Annotated in this window: 18 protein-coding genes; 10 read left to right on the top strand and 8 right to left on the bottom strand. The window is 44.4% G+C overall.

Annotation, left to right across the window (positions count from 1 at the left end; translation table 11 throughout):
* Nucleotides 1–411 precede the first annotated feature (411 nt).
* Together ASG93_RS25795 and ASG93_RS25800 are read right to left on the bottom strand one after the other, a co-directional pair.
* Nucleotides 412–1,206: a TIGR01457 family HAD-type hydrolase gene (locus ASG93_RS25795; RefSeq protein WP_056836690.1), complete on the bottom strand. Its 795-nt coding sequence runs from the start codon at nt 1,204–1,206 to the stop codon at nt 412–414.
* Between the two features lie 24 nt (nt 1,207–1,230).
* Nucleotides 1,231–2,895: an ATP-binding protein gene (locus ASG93_RS25800; protein WP_056836692.1), complete on the bottom strand. Its 1,665-nt coding sequence runs from the start codon at nt 2,893–2,895 to the stop codon at nt 1,231–1,233.
* 284 nt (nt 2,896–3,179) lie between these two features.
* Here ASG93_RS25800 and ASG93_RS25805 point away from each other — a divergent pair, with 284 nt between their 5' ends.
* Both ASG93_RS25805 and ASG93_RS25810 read left to right on the top strand, forming a co-directional pair.
* Complete coding sequence (locus tag ASG93_RS25805; protein WP_047680719.1) at nt 3,180–3,638, top strand: chemotaxis protein CheX; 459 nt, start codon at nt 3,180–3,182, stop codon at nt 3,636–3,638.
* A 97-nt stretch (nt 3,639–3,735) separates the two neighbouring features.
* Nucleotides 3,736–4,512 carry an SDR family NAD(P)-dependent oxidoreductase gene (locus ASG93_RS25810; RefSeq protein ID WP_056836723.1) on the top strand — a complete coding sequence of 259 codons (777 nt, stop codon included), beginning with the start codon at nt 3,736–3,738 and terminating at the stop codon, nt 4,510–4,512.
* A 58-nt stretch (nt 4,513–4,570) separates the two neighbouring features.
* Here the strand turns inward: ASG93_RS25810 and ASG93_RS25815 are convergent, their stop codons facing one another.
* A complete protein-coding gene (locus tag ASG93_RS25815) occupies nt 4,571–4,831 on the bottom strand; it encodes a DUF2573 family protein (protein WP_056836694.1) in 261 nt (86 codons plus the stop codon).
* Between the two features lie 87 nt (nt 4,832–4,918).
* Here ASG93_RS25815 and ASG93_RS25820 point away from each other — a divergent pair, with 87 nt between their 5' ends.
* From ASG93_RS25820 to ASG93_RS25835, 4 genes are all read left to right on the top strand, one after another.
* Complete coding sequence (locus ASG93_RS25820) at nt 4,919–5,752, top strand: alpha/beta hydrolase family protein (protein ID WP_056836696.1); 834 nt, start codon at nt 4,919–4,921, stop codon at nt 5,750–5,752.
* Nucleotides 5,753–5,902: 150 nt separating this feature from the next.
* A complete protein-coding gene (locus ASG93_RS25825; RefSeq protein ID WP_235550968.1) occupies nt 5,903–6,424 on the top strand; it encodes an RNA polymerase sigma factor in 522 nt (173 codons plus the stop codon).
* A 511-nt stretch (nt 6,425–6,935) separates the two neighbouring features.
* Nucleotides 6,936–8,366 carry a DEAD/DEAH box helicase gene (locus tag ASG93_RS25830; protein WP_056836700.1) on the top strand — a complete coding sequence of 477 codons (1,431 nt, stop codon included), beginning with the start codon at nt 6,936–6,938 and terminating at the stop codon, nt 8,364–8,366.
* Nucleotides 8,367–8,414: 48 nt separating this feature from the next.
* On the top strand, nt 8,415–8,960 hold the full coding sequence (locus ASG93_RS25835) for a hypothetical protein (protein WP_056836702.1): 546 nt from the start codon (nt 8,415–8,417) through the stop codon (nt 8,958–8,960).
* Between the two features lie 150 nt (nt 8,961–9,110).
* Here ASG93_RS25835 and ASG93_RS25840 read toward each other — a convergent pair whose 3' ends face one another.
* A complete protein-coding gene (locus ASG93_RS25840) occupies nt 9,111–10,679 on the bottom strand; it encodes a multicopper oxidase family protein (protein WP_056836705.1) in 1,569 nt (522 codons plus the stop codon).
* A gap of 153 nt (nt 10,680–10,832) precedes the next feature.
* On the opposite strand from ASG93_RS25840, the gene ASG93_RS25845 reads away from it, so the two are divergent.
* A complete protein-coding gene (locus ASG93_RS25845) occupies nt 10,833–11,519 on the top strand; it encodes a response regulator transcription factor (protein ID WP_056836707.1) in 687 nt (228 codons plus the stop codon).
* Nucleotides 11,516–12,625, top strand: coding sequence for a sensor histidine kinase (locus ASG93_RS25850; RefSeq protein ID WP_056836709.1), 1,110 nt, complete (start codon nt 11,516–11,518; stop codon nt 12,623–12,625). The genes ASG93_RS25845 and ASG93_RS25850 overlap by 4 nt, the downstream gene beginning before the upstream one ends.
* A gap of 106 nt (nt 12,626–12,731) precedes the next feature.
* Here the strand turns inward: ASG93_RS25850 and ASG93_RS25855 are convergent, their stop codons facing one another.
* The 4 genes from ASG93_RS25855 to ASG93_RS25870 all read right to left on the bottom strand — a co-directional run bounded on the left by ASG93_RS25855 (nt 12,732) and on the right by ASG93_RS25870 (nt 17,331).
* Nucleotides 12,732–13,910: an MFS transporter gene (locus ASG93_RS25855; protein ID WP_056836712.1), complete on the bottom strand. Its 1,179-nt coding sequence runs from the start codon at nt 13,908–13,910 to the stop codon at nt 12,732–12,734.
* On the bottom strand, nt 13,907–14,731 hold the full coding sequence (locus ASG93_RS25860) for a Cof-type HAD-IIB family hydrolase (protein ID WP_056836714.1): 825 nt from the start codon (nt 14,729–14,731) through the stop codon (nt 13,907–13,909). Before ASG93_RS25860 ends, ASG93_RS25855 begins: the two co-directional genes overlap by 4 nt.
* Nucleotides 14,724–15,500: a DeoR/GlpR family DNA-binding transcription regulator gene (locus tag ASG93_RS25865; RefSeq protein WP_056836717.1), complete on the bottom strand. Its 777-nt coding sequence runs from the start codon at nt 15,498–15,500 to the stop codon at nt 14,724–14,726. Before ASG93_RS25865 ends, ASG93_RS25860 begins: the two co-directional genes overlap by 8 nt.
* 169 nt (nt 15,501–15,669) lie before the next feature.
* Nucleotides 15,670–17,331 (bottom strand): FAD-dependent oxidoreductase, encoded by a 1,662-nt coding sequence (locus tag ASG93_RS25870; RefSeq protein WP_056836719.1) that lies wholly within the window; start codon nt 17,329–17,331, stop codon nt 15,670–15,672.
* 217 nt (nt 17,332–17,548) lie between these two features.
* On the opposite strand from ASG93_RS25870, the gene ASG93_RS25875 reads away from it, so the two are divergent.
* Both ASG93_RS25875 and ASG93_RS25880 read left to right on the top strand, forming a co-directional pair.
* Nucleotides 17,549–18,952, top strand: coding sequence for an S-layer homology domain-containing protein (locus ASG93_RS25875; protein ID WP_063891972.1), 1,404 nt, complete (start codon nt 17,549–17,551; stop codon nt 18,950–18,952).
* 147 nt (nt 18,953–19,099) lie between these two features.
* Nucleotides 19,100–19,378 carry a hypothetical protein gene (locus tag ASG93_RS25880; RefSeq protein ID WP_056836720.1) on the top strand — a complete coding sequence of 93 codons (279 nt, stop codon included), beginning with the start codon at nt 19,100–19,102 and terminating at the stop codon, nt 19,376–19,378.
* Nucleotides 19,379–19,641 lie beyond the last annotated feature (263 nt).

Here is a 19,641-nt window from a genome sequence, read left to right on the forward strand (position 1 = left end):
ACGCTGCCGTCGCTCTCCCATTTTACACACTCACTTTACATTGATATTTTTATTATCATTATATCAATTCGGTGTGTCCATCTATTAGTCTAACTTCAAAAACATCCTTAAAGTAGCTGCTTCTTGCGCTCATCGCAATTTAGCGATGTAAAACATCCTTAACTTCGGCTAAACTCACTCATATAGGGGAATTCCGCCTCGATAGCGGTATAAAACATCCTTAAAGTAGCTGCTTCTAACGCTCATCCCAATTTAGCGATAAAAAACATCATTAACTTCGGCTAAACTCACTCATATAGGGGAATTCCACCTCGATAACGATATAAAACATTATAAAACATCCTAAAAGTAGCTGCGTTAGTTGGTATTTACCGTTTCTGAATTAGTCCTAGTTGAATATGAAAGTGTACATTATAAGCCGTCCCATTCATTGAAATGCGCGATGAAATGCTGCAAATCATCGCAGACCAAGTCCGGCGTCAAGCCCGCCGACGCCAGCTGCTCTTGGACATTATCCGCCGTGGCGACACCGGTCAACACGAGCGCCGTGCGGCATCCCGCCAACATGCCTCCGCGGATGTCGGTATGCACGTTATCGCCGATGACCCAGACATCGGCGGCTGGCAGCCCGAGCTGCTCGATGGCGTAAGCCATGATGATCGGCGAAGGCTTGCCGATCACCACCGGCTCCACGCCCGAGGCGGCGGTGATCGAAGCTGCCAGGGAGCCAGCTCCTGGCATAAGCCCACCATCCGACGGCAGCATGCGGTCGGGATTGGTTAACACATAGGTCGCGCCATGCGTCAGATGGCGGACCGCTTCAGTCAGCTTCTCGTAGGAGAAGCTGCGGTCAATGCCTTGGACGACGTAATCCGGCGTCGTCCCATCACCAAGGGCGAAGCCGGACGCCTCCAAGGCGATCCGCAGTCCGGCTTCGCCGACCATATGCACGCGGTTGCCTCCGCGCTGCTCGGTCAAGTACTGAGCGGCCGCCTGCGATGACGTATAGACGGCGGCCGCTGGAACCTCTATGCCGAGCTCTTGCAGATGCTCGGCAACCTGCTCCGGCGTGCGAGACGAATTGTTCGTCACGAGTAAGTACTTTAATTGGTGCTGGTGCAGCCAATGAATGAATGCCGCCGCATGGGGAATCGGTTCATGTCCCCGATACAGTGTACCGTCTAAATCAATGAGAAAACCCTTCATCTTGCAAGCACTCCCTTATTGTGTTTATTTCGTGGAAGGAAGTGTGATCTCAACCGTCGTTCCTTCTTCTAATTTACTGCGAATTTCCATAAAGCCGCCATGTGCTTCGATAATTCGATAACAGACCATAAGACCTAGTCCTGTTCCTTTTTCTTTCGTACTATAAAATGGTTCGCCAAGCTTGGGGAGCCGCTCTGGTGCAATACCGCACCCTTGATCGATGAAACGTATAGTTATGTAGTTTGGGATATTATCCAAAAGAGTTTGAATCCGCATTGTACCACCTTGTGGCATAGCTTCCAATGCATTTTTCATAATATTGATGAAAACCTGCTTAAGTTGATGCTCATCACAGGAGACAGGCGGCAGATCTGGCCTAAGTTCGGCTTCAATTTGAATATTGCCAAGCAATGCTTGAGGTTGAAGGAGTTCAATTGTGCTAGTGACAATGGAATCTAAGGTTTGAGTTGCGAAATGTGTCGCCTGCGGTTTGGATACAAACAAGAACTCATTCACAATAAATTCAATACGCTTTAGTTCATTTTGCATGATTTCTATGTAATATTTCTCTTTCGTATTATTCGTTTTGAGCAGCTGTAAGAATCCCTTCAAAGCCGTTAGCGGATTACGGATTTCATGCGCAACGCCAGCAGCCAACTGCCCAACTGCAGACAGCTTATCTGATTTGATTAGAAGTTCTTGCGTCTTTTTCAACTCGGTAATATCTTTGAAAGTAATAACTGTACCTAGAAGTTGACCTTTGCCCTCCAGCATTGGACTAGACATGTACATGACCGGGAAGCTGGTTTCGTCTTTTCTCCAGAACATATCCTCTTGCATATCAGAAACTTCATGATTCAAAATGGTATTCAAAATAGGACTTTCCTCAGTTGGATAAAGAGAGCCATCACTCTTAACGGGACGAATGAGATTATGAATTTGCCTGCCTAGCATTTCATCTACTTTCCATCCGGTTATAGCCTCAGCGGCCTTATTCCAGAAGATCGTCCGACCACTCATATCAATTCCATATATACCTTCTGAAACGGAATTGAGAATGAGTTGATTTTGCTTATACAGCTTATCGATGACCTTCTTCTGTTCTTTGACTTCGGTCAAATCTTTGAGAATGGCGTAAACCCCTACAATATTGCCGTCTACCATCGTCGGGACGAAAGTTACATTGGATTGGATTGGGTATCCTTTCTGATGAACAAAAGCAGCCTCGAAATTTTGCGACATCCCGGCGGAAGCCACTTGGAAATGATGCAAAGCCTTGAGCAGATCGGGCGGATTGATCATAGGAATGAAGGAAGTTAACATCGATGTCTCATGAGCTAGTCCAAGGAGGCTTTCCAATCCATGATTAGCGGACAATACTTCGCCGTCTAAGCTATAGGAGATAATAGAATCAGGATGATTATCATAAAGAGATTTATACCGCTTCGCGGTTTCGTTAATGGAAGATTCTCTTTTTTTTACTATTTTAATGCCAAATAAAGCCAATCCAAGAATCGAGCCAAATAGAATGACATCGATAAATAGACCTAACCATGGGTTATTTTGTATGTATGCAAGAGGTTGTATAAAGTAGAAATTAGTCCCAATCAAACATACAACAAGAATATGATAAACAAGCGCAAGTTGATATAAATTCCAATTTCGAGCAGTAATATGCTGTTTAATCATACAGACTTTCAACGCCCCTTCAAGGAATTTTCTCCCATAAGCTTATCAGGATTCGACACGAATATATATATTCTTCCATATCCATGTTGCAGTTTCCTTTGTTTTTGAACAATTGAATCGTTGTTCGACAATATAAGTATGAAGGCAGGATGAGATTGTGTATCTGAGTAGTAGGAACTATTTTATCGAAAAAGACAGTATACTTGTCCTAATTTTTTAGGTATAATGTTGAAAAAGGTCGTTTTTCTGTGGAACTTATTCACAACTGAGATCGGAGCGGAGCTATGAAGGCTGAGTACATTAATCCCTTTTTGGAATCGGCTAGAATTGTCATCGAGCAAGTTGCTAACATTCGCCCAACAACGGGGCTGCTCGGCATCAAAGACGTCAAATTTGTGGAAAAGTATATCTGGATCCAAATCGGGATGACCGGGCAGATGGAAGGCGATATTGTTTTCGGCTTAGCTGAGGATGTTGCTTTGAAAATGGTTTCTGCCATGATGGGTGGATTTGTTATTACAGAAATGGATGAAATGGGTAAGAGCGCCATCTCTGAGCTGGGTAATATGATTAGTGGGAATGCAAGCACGATGCTCTTCAATCAAGGGGTTAGGGTGGATATTACACCACCGAAGATTGTTCAATCTGCGACGGCTGCAGGATTTGTGCCGAAGAAAGCATTGACCATACCTTTGATCATGGATAACATTGGCGAACTGGACATTCAAGTATTAATCACGTAAGAGACCTAGTATAGATACATATGCTAAAATGAACTGGAGTGCTGCTGAAGCGGTATCTCCATTTTTTTATAATCTGCGCAATGAGGAGAAGGTAAGCTTGAACATTTCGAACAAAATCGTCTTGATTACAGGAGCTTCGAGCGGCATTGGCGCCGTTATGGCACAGCAATTTGCAGCCAAAGGGGCCATTCCTATATTAACAGCACGCAGTTCAGCTAAACTTGAAGAAATAGCTTCAGGCTTGCAAGGGCAGCATGCCGTTTACGAGATGGATGTCACGAATACAGAGCAAGTGAATGAAGTTGTGGGACAAATTATAGCCAAATTTGGTCGTATTGATATTTTGATTAATAACGCGGGGTACGGGATATTTGAGTCGTTTACGGAGGCGCCGCTTGCACATTTTGAAGAAATGATGAATGTAAATTACATGGGCTTAGTTCGCTGTACCCAAGCTGTTCTGCCTCATATGTTGAAGGCTGGGAGCGGTCATATCGTGAACGTAGCTTCTATGGCGGGTAAGATCGGTTCGGCTAAATCCACTGGTTATTCCGCCACTAAGCACGCAGTGTTGGGCTTCACGAACAGCTTGCGGCAGGAGCTAAATAGAACTGGGATCTCAATAACTGCGATAAACCCGGGACCCATCTCAACACCTTTCTTTGATAAAGCTGACCCGAGCGGTAACTATGTCAAAAATGTGGCTTGGTTTATGCTTAAACCGGAGAAAGTCGTCAAAGCACTCCTACATGCGATAGAAAAAAATATTCCTGAGAAAGATCTTCCTTTTGTAGCTGGAATGGGAATCAAATTATTTCATCTATTCCCTCGAATGTTTGATCGCTTGGCATCAGGCATTTTAAATAAAAAATAAGCGGCTCCCAGTTATAGAGTGGGATTCCGCTTTTTTTTTCTTTCAATGATGGACGATTCTATGTCTGTTCCGGCTTTTTCGCCGCTTGCAAGGCCTGATTTAATTCTCGAATTTCTTCAAAAATGCGACGTACTTCGGCTTTGCCTTCTGGATGGGTTTTATTCCAGTGAGAGGTTAGTGCCGGCAGCGACTTATGAACATGATTAAAAAAGGCCCAGATCTTGATTTTCTCAAGCATTTCAGGGGAAGTATCGCCTGTGATGAGTTCAGCCGTTTTGAACACTAAGGAATTAAATTCGTTCTCAAAATCTGTATTCATAGTTTCATCCCTTCGGATGGAAAATAGGTGTAGTACGTACGTTTAGTTTATATGATGATATGACAGCTGTCAAAATAGGGGGAACCCATGTCCATAGCACTAGATGAAATCCGAGATGGTCAACTAGTAGGTAAAGAGCAAATTCGCTGCTTCGTGAAGCATATATCGCTTTATATCCTTACTTATGTTAGTCAAGGCCTAAAAGTGAAAGGCCTATTAGCCGTTCCAGATGGACCAAGTCCACGACCTGCTGTTATTTACTGCCGCGGCGGCATTAAACGGGTTGGGATGGTTCGTAAACGAAGAATAATATCGATGGCTAAACGCGGCTACGTCGTCTTTGCCCCTTATTATCGGGGAAATGAAGGCGGGGAGGGACGGGAGGATTTTGGCGGGGAAGACAGATTCGATTTGTTTCATGCTATTCCAATGGTGCAATCTTTAGAGGAAGTATTGCCAGGTCCCGTACCATTAATCGGATTTTCCAGAGGTGCTGTTATGGCCATGCGTGCAGCTCGAGAGTGCAGTGGGGTTGGTCCTGTTGTCGTTTGGGGTGGCGTCAGTGACATGTTAGATACCTATGAGCAGCGTGTGGATTTGCGGCGGATGCTCAAACGGGTTGTCGGACATCCGAAGAAACAAGTCGAGGCTTACATCGATCGGTCCCCAGCATATTGGGCAAATGAAATCGACTCGCCCATCTATATTATTCATGGAACGAAAGATTCACAAGTGGACATCGGACATGCAAGAAAACTGGCTAATTCTCTGGAGCAAGCCGGCAAAGATTATACGATGGCGTTATATACAGGACTTGAGCATCGATTTCCTCGAACAGAGGATGAAATGGCTTTGGATGACGTATTTACATGGCTCGATGAGAAGCTTAAACGAAGTAAGGAGGAAGTCTTTTCCACTTAAATTAATTATTATCATTGTTTACTCCCGTTTTATGACCTAAAATAAGGTAGGAACACAATACGTTGGTTCTACCTGGTAGGCTAGGGGGCGTTTAATTCGAAGTCTCTGAGACTGATATTCAGCAGTGATTTTTATACATTAGATAAGAGCGTGCAGGAACAGATATATCAGGAGTTCTATCTCCTCGTATATCCCATGATTTACTTCATATTGAGGGATCATGCGGCGGTAGAAGACATTATCCAGGAGTCATTTCTTAGGGCTGTTCGTAAAGCGCCTTTATTGACTGAGATTGATAAATATGAAAGCTGGGTTAAGAAGTTAACTCGGAATGTTACACTCAATCATCTTCGTAAGCACAAGCGCAACCGAGATGAGCTGGAAGCCGAACTCAACCTCTGCTTCAAGGAAGCGGCATCAACATCTGAGTATTTAGTTCCACTGGACCAAGAAGTTGAGCTGAAGCTAATGCGCGAGGCTATTATCACCTATGTCAATCAGCTTAGCCCCTCCTACAGGCAAATTATTGCGATGAAATGGATCCATAATTTATCTTACAAAGATATGGCTATTGAGCTTGGTGTAACGGAGGGAGTTGTTCGACAACGCTTGTACCGGGCACGTGATGTGATTAAACAGCGACTGCTTGAAGAGTGGGGATGTGGCGGATAAGAGTCATTTAGGACTCTTATCCGCCAGAATATATATGTTTTGGGGGTAGGGGTAAGCAAAGCTTACCCCTTATTTGTTCGGGCGCTCCAGGATAAGCGCGTTTTCGCGCTTATTTCTGCAGGGATGGGCGAGAAAGCCTGCTGAGAAGCCGATTTCCAGCTTCTCAGACTCTGTGGGCGAGCTTCGGCTCGCAGAACTCTCGCTATAAGCGCGTTTTTTGCGCTTATTTGTTCGGGCGCTCCAGGATAAGCGCGTTTTCGCGCTTATTTCTGCAGGGATGGGCGAGAAAGCCTGCTGAGAAGCCGATTTCCGGCTTCTCAGACTCTGTGGGCGAGCTTCGGCTCGCAGAGCTCTCGCTGTAAGCGCGTTTTTTGCGCTTATTTGTTCGGGCGCTCCAGGATAAGCGCGTTTTCGCGCTTATTTCTGCTTCAGTGGTTGTCGATTTGTATCGTTTTACGGCGTGGCATATAATAAGGACATTAGACTGGATGAGAAAAGGGGTTTTCATAAATTGAGTAAAAGCTTTGAACAACTGCAAATCGCGCAGTCCTATTTAGATAAATTGCAAGAATTAGGGATTGGTGAGCCAACACCGATTCAAACCGAAGGTATTCCTGTTTTAAAACAAGGGAAAGACGCCATCATTCAATCACAAACGGGTACGGGTAAAACATTAGCCTATTTGCTTCCAGCATTAGAACGAATCGATCCTACCCAAAAACAACTGCAGGTGCTTGTTGTCGTTCCCACCAGGGAGCTGGGTATGCAAATCATGCAGGAAATTGAGAAGTTCACAGAAGGTGGACCGATTCGTTCTCAATCTCTTATCGGCGGAGCAGCCATTGTTAGACAAGTAGAAAAGCTTCGACTACACCCACATATTGTTGTAGGTACGCCGGGTCGCTTGCTTGAACTTATGAAAATAAAGAAGCTAACATTGCATCATGTGAAAATGGGGATTGTTGATGAAGTGGACCAAGTGTTCGAGCTAGGTTCCATGCAGGATGTTGAAGCAGTCCTTAAAGGGATGCTTAAGTCCAGTCAGATGGTATTTGTTTCTGCGACGATCCCTGCAAGCACCGAGCAAGCTGCGGGGAGATGGCTCAAAGATCCTGTGATTATCAAAATCAATCCGAGTCAGCGCACAGCCGAAACATTGGAACACATGTATGTGGTATGTCAGGAGCGTGAAAAGATTGACACGCTGAGAAGACTTGTGCGTCTGATTAAGCCTACATCAGCTATTGTGTTTATCAACGTCACAGACGACATTGCCCAAGTGGTGGGCAAACTCCAATACGTTGGTTTATCTGTGGAAGCCTTGTACGGAGAAGCTAGTAAACAAGATCGGGCCAAAGTGATGGGGAATTTCCGGGAAGGGAAATTCCAATTGCTGCTGGCAACGGACGTTGCCGCAAGGGGACTGGATATTGAAGGCGTGACCCATGTCTTCCACTTGGATCCTGCGACCAACGCGGAGTATTATCTCCACCGCGTAGGCAGGACCGGTCGAATGGGCCGCGAGGGCACGACCATCTCTATCGTGACGCCGAAGGAGCAGTTCATTCTCGAGAAATTCGAGAAGCAGCTCGGCATCACGATCGCGCCGAAGGCGATGTACGAGGGCCGGCTCGTCGACCCGGCCCAGGACCGCAGTGCGGCGACGATGCGCAGCCGCCGCGAAGCTGCGCGCCCGAGCGGCGCAGCACCTGCGCGCAGCTCCGCTGGCGCGCGGGATGCTGCCGCGCCAGCGGGCGCGGTACGCACAAGCGCCGCGGCACCTGAGGCGCGCGGCCAGAGCAGCGCTGCCCCGGCGAAGCCGGCGGCGCAGGCGAACGCAGCCACCGGTGGCAAGGCTGTGAGCAAAGCACAGCGCGAGCGAGATCGCAAGAGCAAGGGCGCTCCTCGCTGGCTCAAAGAAAAGCAGCAGAACAAAGAGTAGCCCTATCTATGCGGGCATCAACAAATTGTCATCTGCGGGGTGTGAAACGTGCTGAAAAAATTTTTCATTTTCGCCATAGCGGTGGTCATCATCCTTACGGCTACACTTGCGATCGCCGTTCGGCATGTTAAACCTACCGAAACGTTAAACCTAGATTATAAAGAAATCACGGTCAGCAGTAAGATCGCAGACATCGTTAAGAACCGGAAGCTGGAGGTACAGCTAACGGAACAAGACCTTAATGATGTGGTAAAGAAGCAGCTTGCTGCCCATCAGGTTCTGCCTAACGACTTTCGAATTGAAGGCGCGAAGCTTACACTTCAAGGTTCGAACCTTGTGGCTGACGTGAATGTGAGGTGGCGGGAGAAGATACCCATCGGTGCCCAAATGATGTTCACCCTTGCTTGGAACCCGCCGAATTTAATCGTTCAACATAGAAGTACAAGTGTTAAAGGCATGCAAGTACCAAGTGAATGGCTTCAACTTGCACCTTTTGAACTCCCTATTGAAGATCACTTGCCAAAACTTATTGGTGTAAAGAATGTACTTTTTGAGGAAAAAGCCATCATCATCCAATTAAAGCCGTTGCGATAAGCTCGCATAATAATTAAAAGGACAACCAAATGCGGTTGTCCTTTTTTTCAGTAGATAAGAAAGTATAAGTTTTATACTTTTGCTTCGCATCTACCTTGACAAACGCGCTCGTCCCTGATGGACGACGGAGTCGTTTATCCTAGTATAGTGTTAATCAGGATGATTGCCCGTTTTCTTGCCTACGGCATAAGGGGTCGTTACCCCTTCGTAATTGATCATCATGTCCATCCCATTCGCGGCATGACCGAGATTATGACAATGCAGCATCCAAAGGCCAGGGTTATCAGCTGAAAAGGCGATATCATAGGTCTCCTGCTTACCTACAAGCAGTGTACTAAGGTACACCGGACTACCGGAGAGTGGGACGCCGTTCTTGGATAGAACTCTAAAGAAATGACCATGCAGATGCATCGGATGCGGAATGTCCGTATTATTTTCTATATGGATCTTCGTGTGGTCCCCCTCTTTAACGGAGTAGGACGGGATATTAGGGAAAGTTGCTTCATTAATTTTGAATCTCATGGTGAATCCACCATTGAAGAAACCTAGTGAATTTCCGAGCTTCATCTCATACTGATGATCAAATGTGGTGTCAATCGACAGATGATCTTGCGTCTGTACAGGAGTCCCGTATGTTGTAAAGTCAAACACCGGATTCGAACGTAGTATGGCAAAATCGGCTTGAGCGGCCGGTTTGCCAATCGTGGCGGTCAGCATTTGGTTTTCCGCCTCAGCCGATAGAGTCTTCAGCCCTAACAGCTTGGTAAAGAAATTACCTTGAAACCCGGGTTTATCGACGTTGACGATTTGAACCGTGCCGCTTTCGGGCATCTTGAAGATTAAGTCATAACGCTGGCTAGCTGCAATTGGAAGCAATACTCCATCCAGTGGTGTTGGCTCATGAAGATCATAGCCATCGATGGCGACGACCTGAAAGGGTGCTCCAATAAGTGTCGTCATATGAGTGTCACTTGCGGTATTCACAATACGAAGTCGGACAAGCTCACCAGGTTTGGCGTCAAAATGCTCACCGTCACTCGTGTTGTTCACTGTAAAGATATTGTCCGGCCAGTTATGGAGCACGGCTGTATAATCCTTATCATAAGTGATTAACGTGGATTTAGGCTCCACAATGAGTGTGCCATACAAGCCTTTGGTAGTCTGATTATCGCTAAATTGATGAGAGTGGTACCAGTAGGTGCCGGGCTTTTTGGCTATGAAATTATACGTATATTCACCGCCTGGTTGAACGGCGTCCTGGGTTAGACCTGCCACGCCATCTTCTGCATTCGGCAGTTCTACGCCGTGCCAATGGATCGTAACTCCTTCGGATAGTCGATTCTTCAAATGAACAACGACTCGATCTCCTTGCTGAACTCTGATTTCAGGGCCAGGCACGGTGCCGTTATATGTCCAAGCATCTATCGTCTTTCCACTGCCTGTATCAATTACTTTTGCCTCTGTTTGGATTTCAAAAGTTTTCACAGGCGCATCCGATGCTTTCTCCTTCAAAGAGCTCATCGGAATTTCTGGATGTGGCGAATTCATGGTCATGGGCATATGTTCTTGCCCCATCATCATCCCGTCCATGGAACCCATATTCATGGAGGCTGGGTGTTCAGACATTTTGGCAAGTACATAGTAAGTTCCGCCTCCAACTACAAGTATAGAAGCTAAGCTGATAAGCCATATTTTTGCAATTTTTTTCAAGGTTTTCACTTTATTATCCCCCTATGCAATTCAATAACCCCAATATAACAAACGAATGTTGTGAACTTATGAAGATCTTTAGTTATTTCGATGAAGTCGTTGTTACTGGCTTTTTGCGCAGTATAATGGGGTAAAATAGGAAGAAAGAGGTGACTGGCATCCATGAGTACAACCCTGCTTGTCGTAGATGATGAAGTAAAGATTCTGGAGGTTATCGTCCCTTATTTGCAGCAGGAAGGATTTCGTATCCTTACGGCTGAGACGGGATCCGATGCCTTGCGTATAGCCGAAAATGAGCGTCCGGCCTTGGTCGTACTCGATTGGTTGCTTCCTGAGATGAATGGGATTGAAGTATGTAGAGAGATTAGAAAGCTAGGTACGATGGGGATCATTATGCTGACAGCAAAATCAGAGGAAATGGATAAAATTATCGGGTTGGAGGTCGGGGCAGATGATTATTTGACGAAGCCCTTTAGCTTAAGGGAGCTATCCGCTAGAATACGTTCGGTTCTAAGACGAATTCAAGGACAGTCGGAAGAATCTGAAGTGATGCAGCGGGGAGAATTGGTCATTTCCGAATCGAAATGCCAGGTTTGGAAAGAGGGTAAGGAGTTGGTGCTAACACCGACTGAATTTAAGCTATTGCTCACATTAGCTACCAAGCCGGGGATTGTATATAGCAGACTGCAGCTGCTTAAGGCTGCGCTGGCCGATGATTTTTTGAATTTCGAACGCACAATTGATGCGCACGTCAGTCATCTACGGAAGAAGATAGAGGACGATGCAAGCAATCCTGTCTATGTGCAAACGGTTTACGGATTCGGTTATAAATTTGGTGATGGCCTATGAGCGTCAGGATAAAGCTATTTAGCGCTATGGCGATTCTAGTATTCTTCATGGCAGTTGCTTATTTGATGAGTACACAAGGGTATATGAGAAGTCATCTGCCTGCTCTTGTCGCTGCAGCCGAACAAATGAGGTTGAACCCTAATGATCAACAATTGGTTCAAATCGAACAGAACATCTACATCAATATGTTTCATGTTGCCTTTAAAGTGATCGGCGGTTTAACGATTATCGCACTAGTGCTGGGATTCTGGTTGTCCCACATGCTGACAGCACCTTTACATCAATTGACGACAGCCATTGACCGTATAGGTAAAGGTGATTTAAGCAAGGCTATTCTTTTAACCACTCGGGATGAATACGGTCAAGTGGCTGAGGCGCTGAATCAAATGGCGGCTAACCTAGCACATTCGGAGGAAGTGCGAAAGCACCTTGTTGCTGATGTCGCGCACGAATTACGTACGCCGTTAACGATTGTTCAGGGGCAGCTAGAGTTCATTCAACAGAACGGCAAAACGATCACACCCGAAACATTGCTGCCCATGCAGGATGAATTGATTCGATTGAGCGCATTAGTGAACGATCTTCATCATTTGTCTTTAGCTGAGGCAGGAAAGTTACCTTTGGAGAAAAAACTGACCAATGTATATGAACTTTTGGTGAGATTGAAGGAATTGCTACGAACGGAAGTGGATGAGAAAGGCGTCCAATTGACTCTATCATCGGGGGGAGAAGATTCAGTTCTTTCAATAGATGCTCATCGAATCACGCAAGTGTTTTATAACTTAATTGGGAATGCGATCCGATATACACCTCCTTCAGGGCAAATATCGATCCATCTGACAGAAAAGAAGATAGAACCGAATCACAAAGATTTTCTGTCGATTTCGATCACGGATACAGGCACGGGGATCCCGACTGAGCATCTTCCTTATTTGTTTGATAGGTTTTATCGTGTCCAAGGTGACCGATCGCGGCATAGTGGTGGAATGGGACTCGGCTTAGCGATCGCCAAGCAATTCATTGAAGCCCATGGTGGAGAAATTGAAGTGAAAAGTAAGGTAGGTGTAGGTACAACTTTTAAAGTGTCATTACCTCGGAATCGTTAAGAAAGGTTCCTCCGCTTGTTCTTTATTAAGTGCGAGCAACAGCAAGTATAAAAAGGGCAATCCCTAAGCCATTTTCACGGCTTGTGGGAAAGCCCCATTTTTATCTTTATACAGACTTTGTGGTCTGAACGTTCCACCTCCGAGAATATAAAATGATACCTAACACGACACACATGCCAATCAGTACAAACCAAATGGACACGCCAACATGAAAGCGGTCCATCCCCCAACCGACACCTAAGGGAAGAATTGAACCACCTAATCCACCTGCGGCGATAAGCGTACTCGTTGTTTGCTCCGTACGTCCTGGAAGCAGCTGATTCGCATAAATGAGAGCTACTGCGAACATACCGGACATGAAAAGTCCAAGTAATAGTACAACGGCGAAGCTGCTCCATAGATTCGTGCTAAACACCCAAATGAGTACGGTTAGCAGACTGCCTGCAAAAGAGACCGCCAAGTAACGGAAATAAGTCATTTTCTCAGCAACAACACCTGCGAATAGTCGGCCTACAACCATGGCTAACCAATAGGCTGTTACGGCAAGCGATGAAACAGAGCTGGAAGCATGTAATTGATCGGTAAAGATGGATGGCAAGAAGTTAACGATGGTATTTTCCATTCCTACATATAAGAAGAAAACAATCATGAGTAAACAGAGAAACGTCAAGGAACTCTTGGTGAGTACAGGAATTTTCTCTGTCCGCTGCGAGGGGTCCGCTTTATGAGCCAATAGCTCATCATGCTCGCCTAAGGAAAGCTTTGACCAGACGATACACGCAGTGAGCGCGCTTAATCCTAATAGCATAAATCCGTATTTCCATAAACCATTGGCAATTAGAATACTTGATACTATAGGCATAAATAATGCGCCAAGTCCGAAGAAAACCTCTAGCCTGCTGAAAGCAATCGCTTGTTGTTCTTTTGCTGCAATTAATACAAAGGTGCTGATGCTGGATTCAACAAGACCGAAAGCAACCCCGGCTATGAATGACAGACAAACCGCAATGGGCCAAGGAGGCAGCAGAACGATGGCGATCATCGCCAAGAAGAGAAGAGCAAAAGCCGTCGTAATAGTACTTCTGCGACTGATGCGACGAATGAGAGATGGCATACAGAGTACACCCAGAAGGAAGCCTCCGAATTCCATAAATACAAGTAGACCCCCGTCACTGTAACTTCTTCCGTAATGGGCGAGTAATTCGGGCAATACTGCTCCGAATATAACGTGGGTGCAGCCTGTCAATAAGTAGGACAAGCAGGCCATAATTAATAGTCTTTTCATGCGATAGTGCTTCCTTTTTGCTGAGCAGCGAATTTCTCATTATAAGCAAATACATGACTAATGGCTTCTGCAACAGAATCAACATGGTACAATGCCTTTTGTTTGACCTCCGGATGAGCCCCTTTCATAGCAAAACTATGAGGAGTGATACCGAACATCGATACATCGTTGAAAGAGTCCCCGAAACAGGCAATTTCTTCTGGCCGTAAGCCCAATTTTTCCATTAGAACAAGCAGTGAGCTGCCTTTTGAAACAGCGAGAGGCATAATATCCAGACAATCTTTGTCGGAAATGAACATCTCTAGCTGACCCCCAAGCTTTTCCTCCATAAGAGCCTTAAGCTCCAGGAGAGTTTCTATTTTTCCAAACATCGAAAACTTACAAACAGTAAAGTCCCCTTCCAACGACTGCTCCACATCTTCTTTTACAATAAAAGGTTGGAATGTTCGGGACTGCACCTCATCGGAAGCAGGAGTCAAATGCGTGATATAATTCGCTTCGCCCGAGCAAACGAGCTTGACGAGATCGAAATCCTTAAGAAGTTGGTACACTTGATAAGCCAATTCAGGTTGAAAAAGCTGAGATTTCATGAACGAACCGTCATCTAAGTGGATGAATGCGCCATTTTGCGATACGGAATAGGCGCGATGACCAATTTCGGCCAGTACCTGCTGCATTTCAATATTCATTCTTCCTGATGCCAAGCAAAGTGCAATACCTGCTTCTTTAACTTTCCTTAGTGCAGCTAATTCTCTAGAACTGACTTTCTTATTGTGATCGAGTAAGGTGCCGTCCAAATCACTTACGATAAGTTTAATCATCCTGGTCTTCTCCTCCTGCTAATACGATTTCCACATCACATGCAAGTAATTTCTCTTTCATCTCAGGGCTTAATGCTTGATCCGTTACAAGGATGTCAATACTCTCGAAGCCCACTACGCGATGAAACAATCGCTTTCCGAATTTGGAATGATCCGCTAGTACAATAACTTGGTCCGCATGCTGCATCATGGCTCTAACTAGATAACAATCCTCTTCGTTTGGAGCAGACAGCCCTTCTTCTGTAATTCCACAAGTTCCGATAAGCAGCTTATCAACATGATAGTCATTTAACATCTCGATCGCTTTCGCTCCGTATACACTATGGTGCTTGTTATCCAGTACACCGCCAAGAATATGGATCGTAGTTTCATCTTTACGAGTGAGAATTGCAGCAATTTCAATTGAACTTGTCACGACGATATTCTGTTTGGAGCTAAGTAGGGTGGCAGCATGAAGAACAGTGGTCGAAGCATCCATCATGATATAATCGCCATCTTGAACAAGTGCCGCAGCTGTCTTGCCAATCGTTAGCTTCGAGGAAGACTCTGCTTGGAGCCTTTGATCATAATCTCCAACTTCTTTGGAAAGGGTAGGGAGGATGGCTCCACCGCGCGTTCGAATGATAGTCCCTTGTTCTTCGAGTTTAACCATGTCACGTCTTGCTGTGTCTCGTGAAACATCGTAGAGCTCACAAATGAGGTCAACGGTAATTCGCTTATTTGATTTTAAGTATTCAACGATTGAAATAAGTCTTTCTTCTTGAAACAAGTGTTTTTCACTCCTATCGCTTAAGTGATTGTAAGTGTTCGTAAGTATATAACTTATTATAATGTGGAGTATGCATTTATTTCAACTATTTTGTTTACGTAGATCAAATGCCTTTTTGGACGAAAAAAGACCGTGTATTCGCTCAAGGAACGAATGCACGGTTTTCTATTCATTTTATATGATTAATAGCAGGTTTTTTCCTGGTTTTATTATAGCTAGGATAGGTAATTTCACCCGAGTCGAGCTTTCTAATTTCTTCTTCGTTCCAACCGGTAATTTTGTTCTTACCTACTACTCCCGTAAGCTTGATTTGATAGTGGAGAGCTAAGTACTGCTGGAGTTTGGCCATTTCATCGGGGGTGATTTCCCTCAGCTTTTGCTTGCCATGCAGTTGACCTAATATAACTCCGATAGACTCCGCGGCTAGACTCGTGTTCGGTTGAATTCTTGTACTTCCATAGGCGATAGCCGATGAACCTACATTTTTTCCAGCCGCGATGACATTATCATAATTTTTTAGCAAAAAGCTGCGCAGCGGCATGCCGTATTTATCCGGACGCCCCATTTCAATCCCCCACTTGTTAGCACTTGTGCCCTGTAGATCAAGCGGATACCCGCCAATACTCACATTATCCCAGAACATCGTGCCTGAAAGGAGATCAGATGGTTTTAAAACATAATCCATTTCATAGTGATTAAACTCTCGGACATAAGGATATGTAGGAAGTTCGCCTAATTCAGCATGATCCCAGCCGGGTAACGTTTTCCTGAAGTGATTGAGAATCAAAGGTGTTTCTTTATTACCTAGATTAACAGCCTCTTGGATGGATTCAGGGTTTGAAGGATCAACGGTATAAACCAGAAGGGCATTAATTAGTACTTCCCCATCCCGTTGATTTACCGCATTCAATCCTCTTAGAAAGACTCGATCATTGGAAGGATGATAGGCCTTAGTCATTCCGCTTAGCCCAATAGCGAAGCTGTCACTTACATAACCGCCACTGAATTGCTTTAATTTTTCTTCCGGTTTTAATAGATTAAATGCGGTATTAAACTTTTTCCAGTCGACATTTTTGAACTTCATCATCATACCGGCGCTCATATACTCGATCTCTTTCTGACCATAGAACTTCTCAAGACCTGGCAATCTCTTGGCATCCAATCTGCTGATTAACGCAGCATAATCACTATTGTCGACCCAATAGGAGGCTGTAATTTTCTTTTTTTCATTCTGCTCCGTACTATAAACGATAGAAGAGATTTTGTTCATATGATCAGGTGTATTCGTTTGTTCAATCTCATTAATAACAATGCCTGATTCCAAAGGAATGTCTTTCATTAATTTATTCATATATGTAGTGAATTCAGGAAGCTTACGAATTTTGGCGTTTCGGAAACCGTCGAATAATTCTTTGACACGGCCTTGTACGAGTAAATGACCTTGATCATCGCGGGTTTCATCGAGAAATAGCATTTGACTTTGGAGAATCTGACCTCCAAAAGCTTTATGAGGATCCAGTACTTTAACCTTCAAGCCTTCATCTGCTGCAGCTCTGGCTAGGTAAAGACCTTCGAGCTCACTGCCGATCACAACGACATCGATGTGTTCAGCAGGATCTGTATTAATGCTCTCATTATTGGTTGCGACAAGAGGTGCTCTGGGGGCATCGCTCACAATTGGAGTGTTTGGATGCTTGATGGTTGACGCAGAAACACTCGGTTCAATGTTCCCTTGCTTAGGCCAAATCTTGTTATACGAAAAAGCGAAAAAAACAATAAGCAGAACGGCTAGAGCAATAATAAGTTGAACTCGCGGATTCCGTAAACGCATGTGGTAAACTCCTTTAATGATAGTCTGATATGGTTTAAGTGTAGCAGTTTCATAGTGGATTTAATAGACTCGGAAATAGGTTGATATAAAAGATTTTCATGTCCACCCCCAAAAATATAATCGGATGGGCGAATTCTTGTAGCATAACCAGGAACCCTTCGCGAAGGCTCCACACAACTTAATAAAACCAACTATATGAATAAGGGAGCGAACTTGAATGAAGAAGAATCTTATGAAGAAATTTGTAACAACTGGTCTTGTATTTACAATGGTAATGGGGGGCGCTTCAGCAGCGTTTGCCAAAGGGAATGACCATGATGATCATGGTAAGGGTGGAAACAAAAACAATTTTAAAATGCAATCAAACATCCAAATTAATCTGAACTTCAATGATATGAAAAGTGCGGAGTGGGCACTGCGTTACATAGCAAGCTTGTCTTCCAAAAGAGTATTTGAAGGATATGAAGATGGGTCATTCAGACCGAGTAACACCGTCTCCCGTATTGAGGCAATCACGGCTGCTGTCCGTCTTATGGGATTGCGAGATAAAGCAGAATCCGCTGAAGAAATGCAAACAAAATTGAACTTCAAAGATGCGGACAAAGTCCCTTCATGGGCTGTTGGTTATGTAGCCGTAGCGCTTGAAAACGACCTGTTCTCTGAGAGCGATGACTCCGTTCAACCGAATAAGCCTGCAGACCGTCTATGGGCGACAACATTGTTGGTCAAAGCTTTGAAACTGGATACAGAAGCAAAAACAAAAATGAATTCAACACTAACATTTAAAGATGCGAGCAAAATCCCGGCGGGTTCTATAGGTTATATTGAAGAAGCGATCGAGAAGAAATTGATTGACGGCTTCGAGGACAACACATTCAGACCGAACCAACCTGTTACACGCGCTCAGCTTGCTGCTTTGCTTGATCGCACAAGCAACCAACTGCCTGACGAGGACCAAAGTGTTAGCACGGGAACTGTCAACGCTGTAGTTGCTAATAACGTTCTTACGCTTACTAAAAATGGCGTATCAACTCCGTACACCCTTCACCCAAATGTATTCATACTGCGTAATGGTGTACAAGTAAGCGCTGCTCAACTGCAAGTAGGCGATGAAGTTAAAGTTGATGGTTTTAATAATATTGTTAATTATATTGAAGTAACGAAAATGGCTCAACAAAATAACGTCACAAGCGGGACGATTACCGCTGCAGTTTACAACAACAATAATGTGTTGACTTTGACGAATTCAGCAGGAACAACAACTCCATATACACTTAGCTCTAATGTAGTTATTTATCGTGGTGGTGTACAGGTACCTGCTGTCTTGCTTCAAGTTGGCGATGTAGTCAATATCACAACTTCCGGTAACCAAGTTACTATTCAAGTGACGAAGTTGGCTCAAGATAATCAAGGAATTGATGTAATTGGCCTATTTAACTATTCAACACCAGACGCACAAGGCAGGATCGCAACAGTTTCATTATCGCAAAATAACGCAGCAACAATCTACAACGTATCTCCGAATGTAGTAATTACTGGCGACCGTACTCAACTGGTGCAAAATCATCTGGTTCAGTTAAAAGGATATAATCAAGTTATTACTTCTATTGAAGTTAAATAATTTTCCTTTACAGAAAAAATGAAAAAGGCATGAATCATGCGAAAAGCTCCTTGCTGCCAGACAGCGGGAGCTTTTGCTTTTATATGGTGCATATTTTTCCTTTCCTTGAGGCAAACTGACTCCTAACTTGAAAGGAGAGAGTGACAGATGGACGAAACACTCATTCAAACGTTTAAACGATATTATGCAGATTATCGGGCTGCTGTTGATGTTGACCAAAGCTTTGCTGATGCGTATCAAGCAATTGCTTATCATGTGATTGAGCAGACAGAGCAATTCGCACAAGAGGGGAACCTTGCTGATATTCAAAACCTGATCCGTGAATTCAAAGAGATTGGTTTGGTTGTAGGGCCTAGCAATGATTCATTAAAGGAACGTTTCGAACAGGAACTTGTAGAACAAGTGCTTAATCGCATTCCAACTTGAAAAAAGTGTCGAAAATGGTATTGCAATATTCAAGACTCTATGATATATTGTTTTTCCGGCCAAAACGAGTTGAAATTTTTATCGAAAAAAGTAAAAATAAAGCTTGCATTTGGTTAGGCGATTATGCTATATTATAAATCCGGCCGAGAGAGTAGGACGGAAAATGAAAGAAATTGATCTTTGAAAACTGAACAACGAGTGAGTAAGCACGAACGAGAAATCGTTCAAAAAAGAGATTGCAAAATCTCGCTAGCAACGCAAAT

The organism is Paenibacillus sp. Soil787, assembly GCF_001429545.1.
Classification (GTDB): domain Bacteria; phylum Bacillota; class Bacilli; order Paenibacillales; family NBRC-103111; genus Paenibacillus_E.

Coding starts and splice junctions, on each gene's coding strand:
- ASG93_RS25795 (WP_056836690.1), bottom strand. CDS start 1,206: ATGAAGGGTTTTCTCATTGATTTAGACGGTACACTGTATCGGGGACAT.
- ASG93_RS25800 (WP_056836692.1), bottom strand. CDS start 2,895: ATGATTAAACAGCATATTACTGCTCGAAATTGGAATTTATATCAACTT.
- ASG93_RS25805 (WP_047680719.1), top strand. CDS start 3,180: ATGAAGGCTGAGTACATTAATCCCTTTTTGGAATCGGCTAGAATTGTC.
- ASG93_RS25815 (WP_056836694.1), bottom strand. CDS start 4,831: ATGAATACAGATTTTGAGAACGAATTTAATTCCTTAGTGTTCAAAACG.
- ASG93_RS25820 (WP_056836696.1), top strand. CDS start 4,919: ATGTCCATAGCACTAGATGAAATCCGAGATGGTCAACTAGTAGGTAAA.
- ASG93_RS25845 (WP_056836707.1), top strand. CDS start 10,833: ATGAGTACAACCCTGCTTGTCGTAGATGATGAAGTAAAGATTCTGGAG.
- ASG93_RS25850 (WP_056836709.1), top strand. CDS start 11,516: ATGAGCGTCAGGATAAAGCTATTTAGCGCTATGGCGATTCTAGTATTC.
- ASG93_RS25855 (WP_056836712.1), bottom strand. CDS start 13,910: ATGAAAAGACTATTAATTATGGCCTGCTTGTCCTACTTATTGACAGGC.
- ASG93_RS25860 (WP_056836714.1), bottom strand. CDS start 14,731: ATGATTAAACTTATCGTAAGTGATTTGGACGGCACCTTACTCGATCAC.
- ASG93_RS25870 (WP_056836719.1), bottom strand. CDS start 17,331: ATGCGTTTACGGAATCCGCGAGTTCAACTTATTATTGCTCTAGCCGTT.
- ASG93_RS25875 (WP_063891972.1), top strand. CDS start 17,549: ATGAAGAAGAATCTTATGAAGAAATTTGTAACAACTGGTCTTGTATTT.
- ASG93_RS25880 (WP_056836720.1), top strand. CDS start 19,100: ATGGACGAAACACTCATTCAAACGTTTAAACGATATTATGCAGATTAT.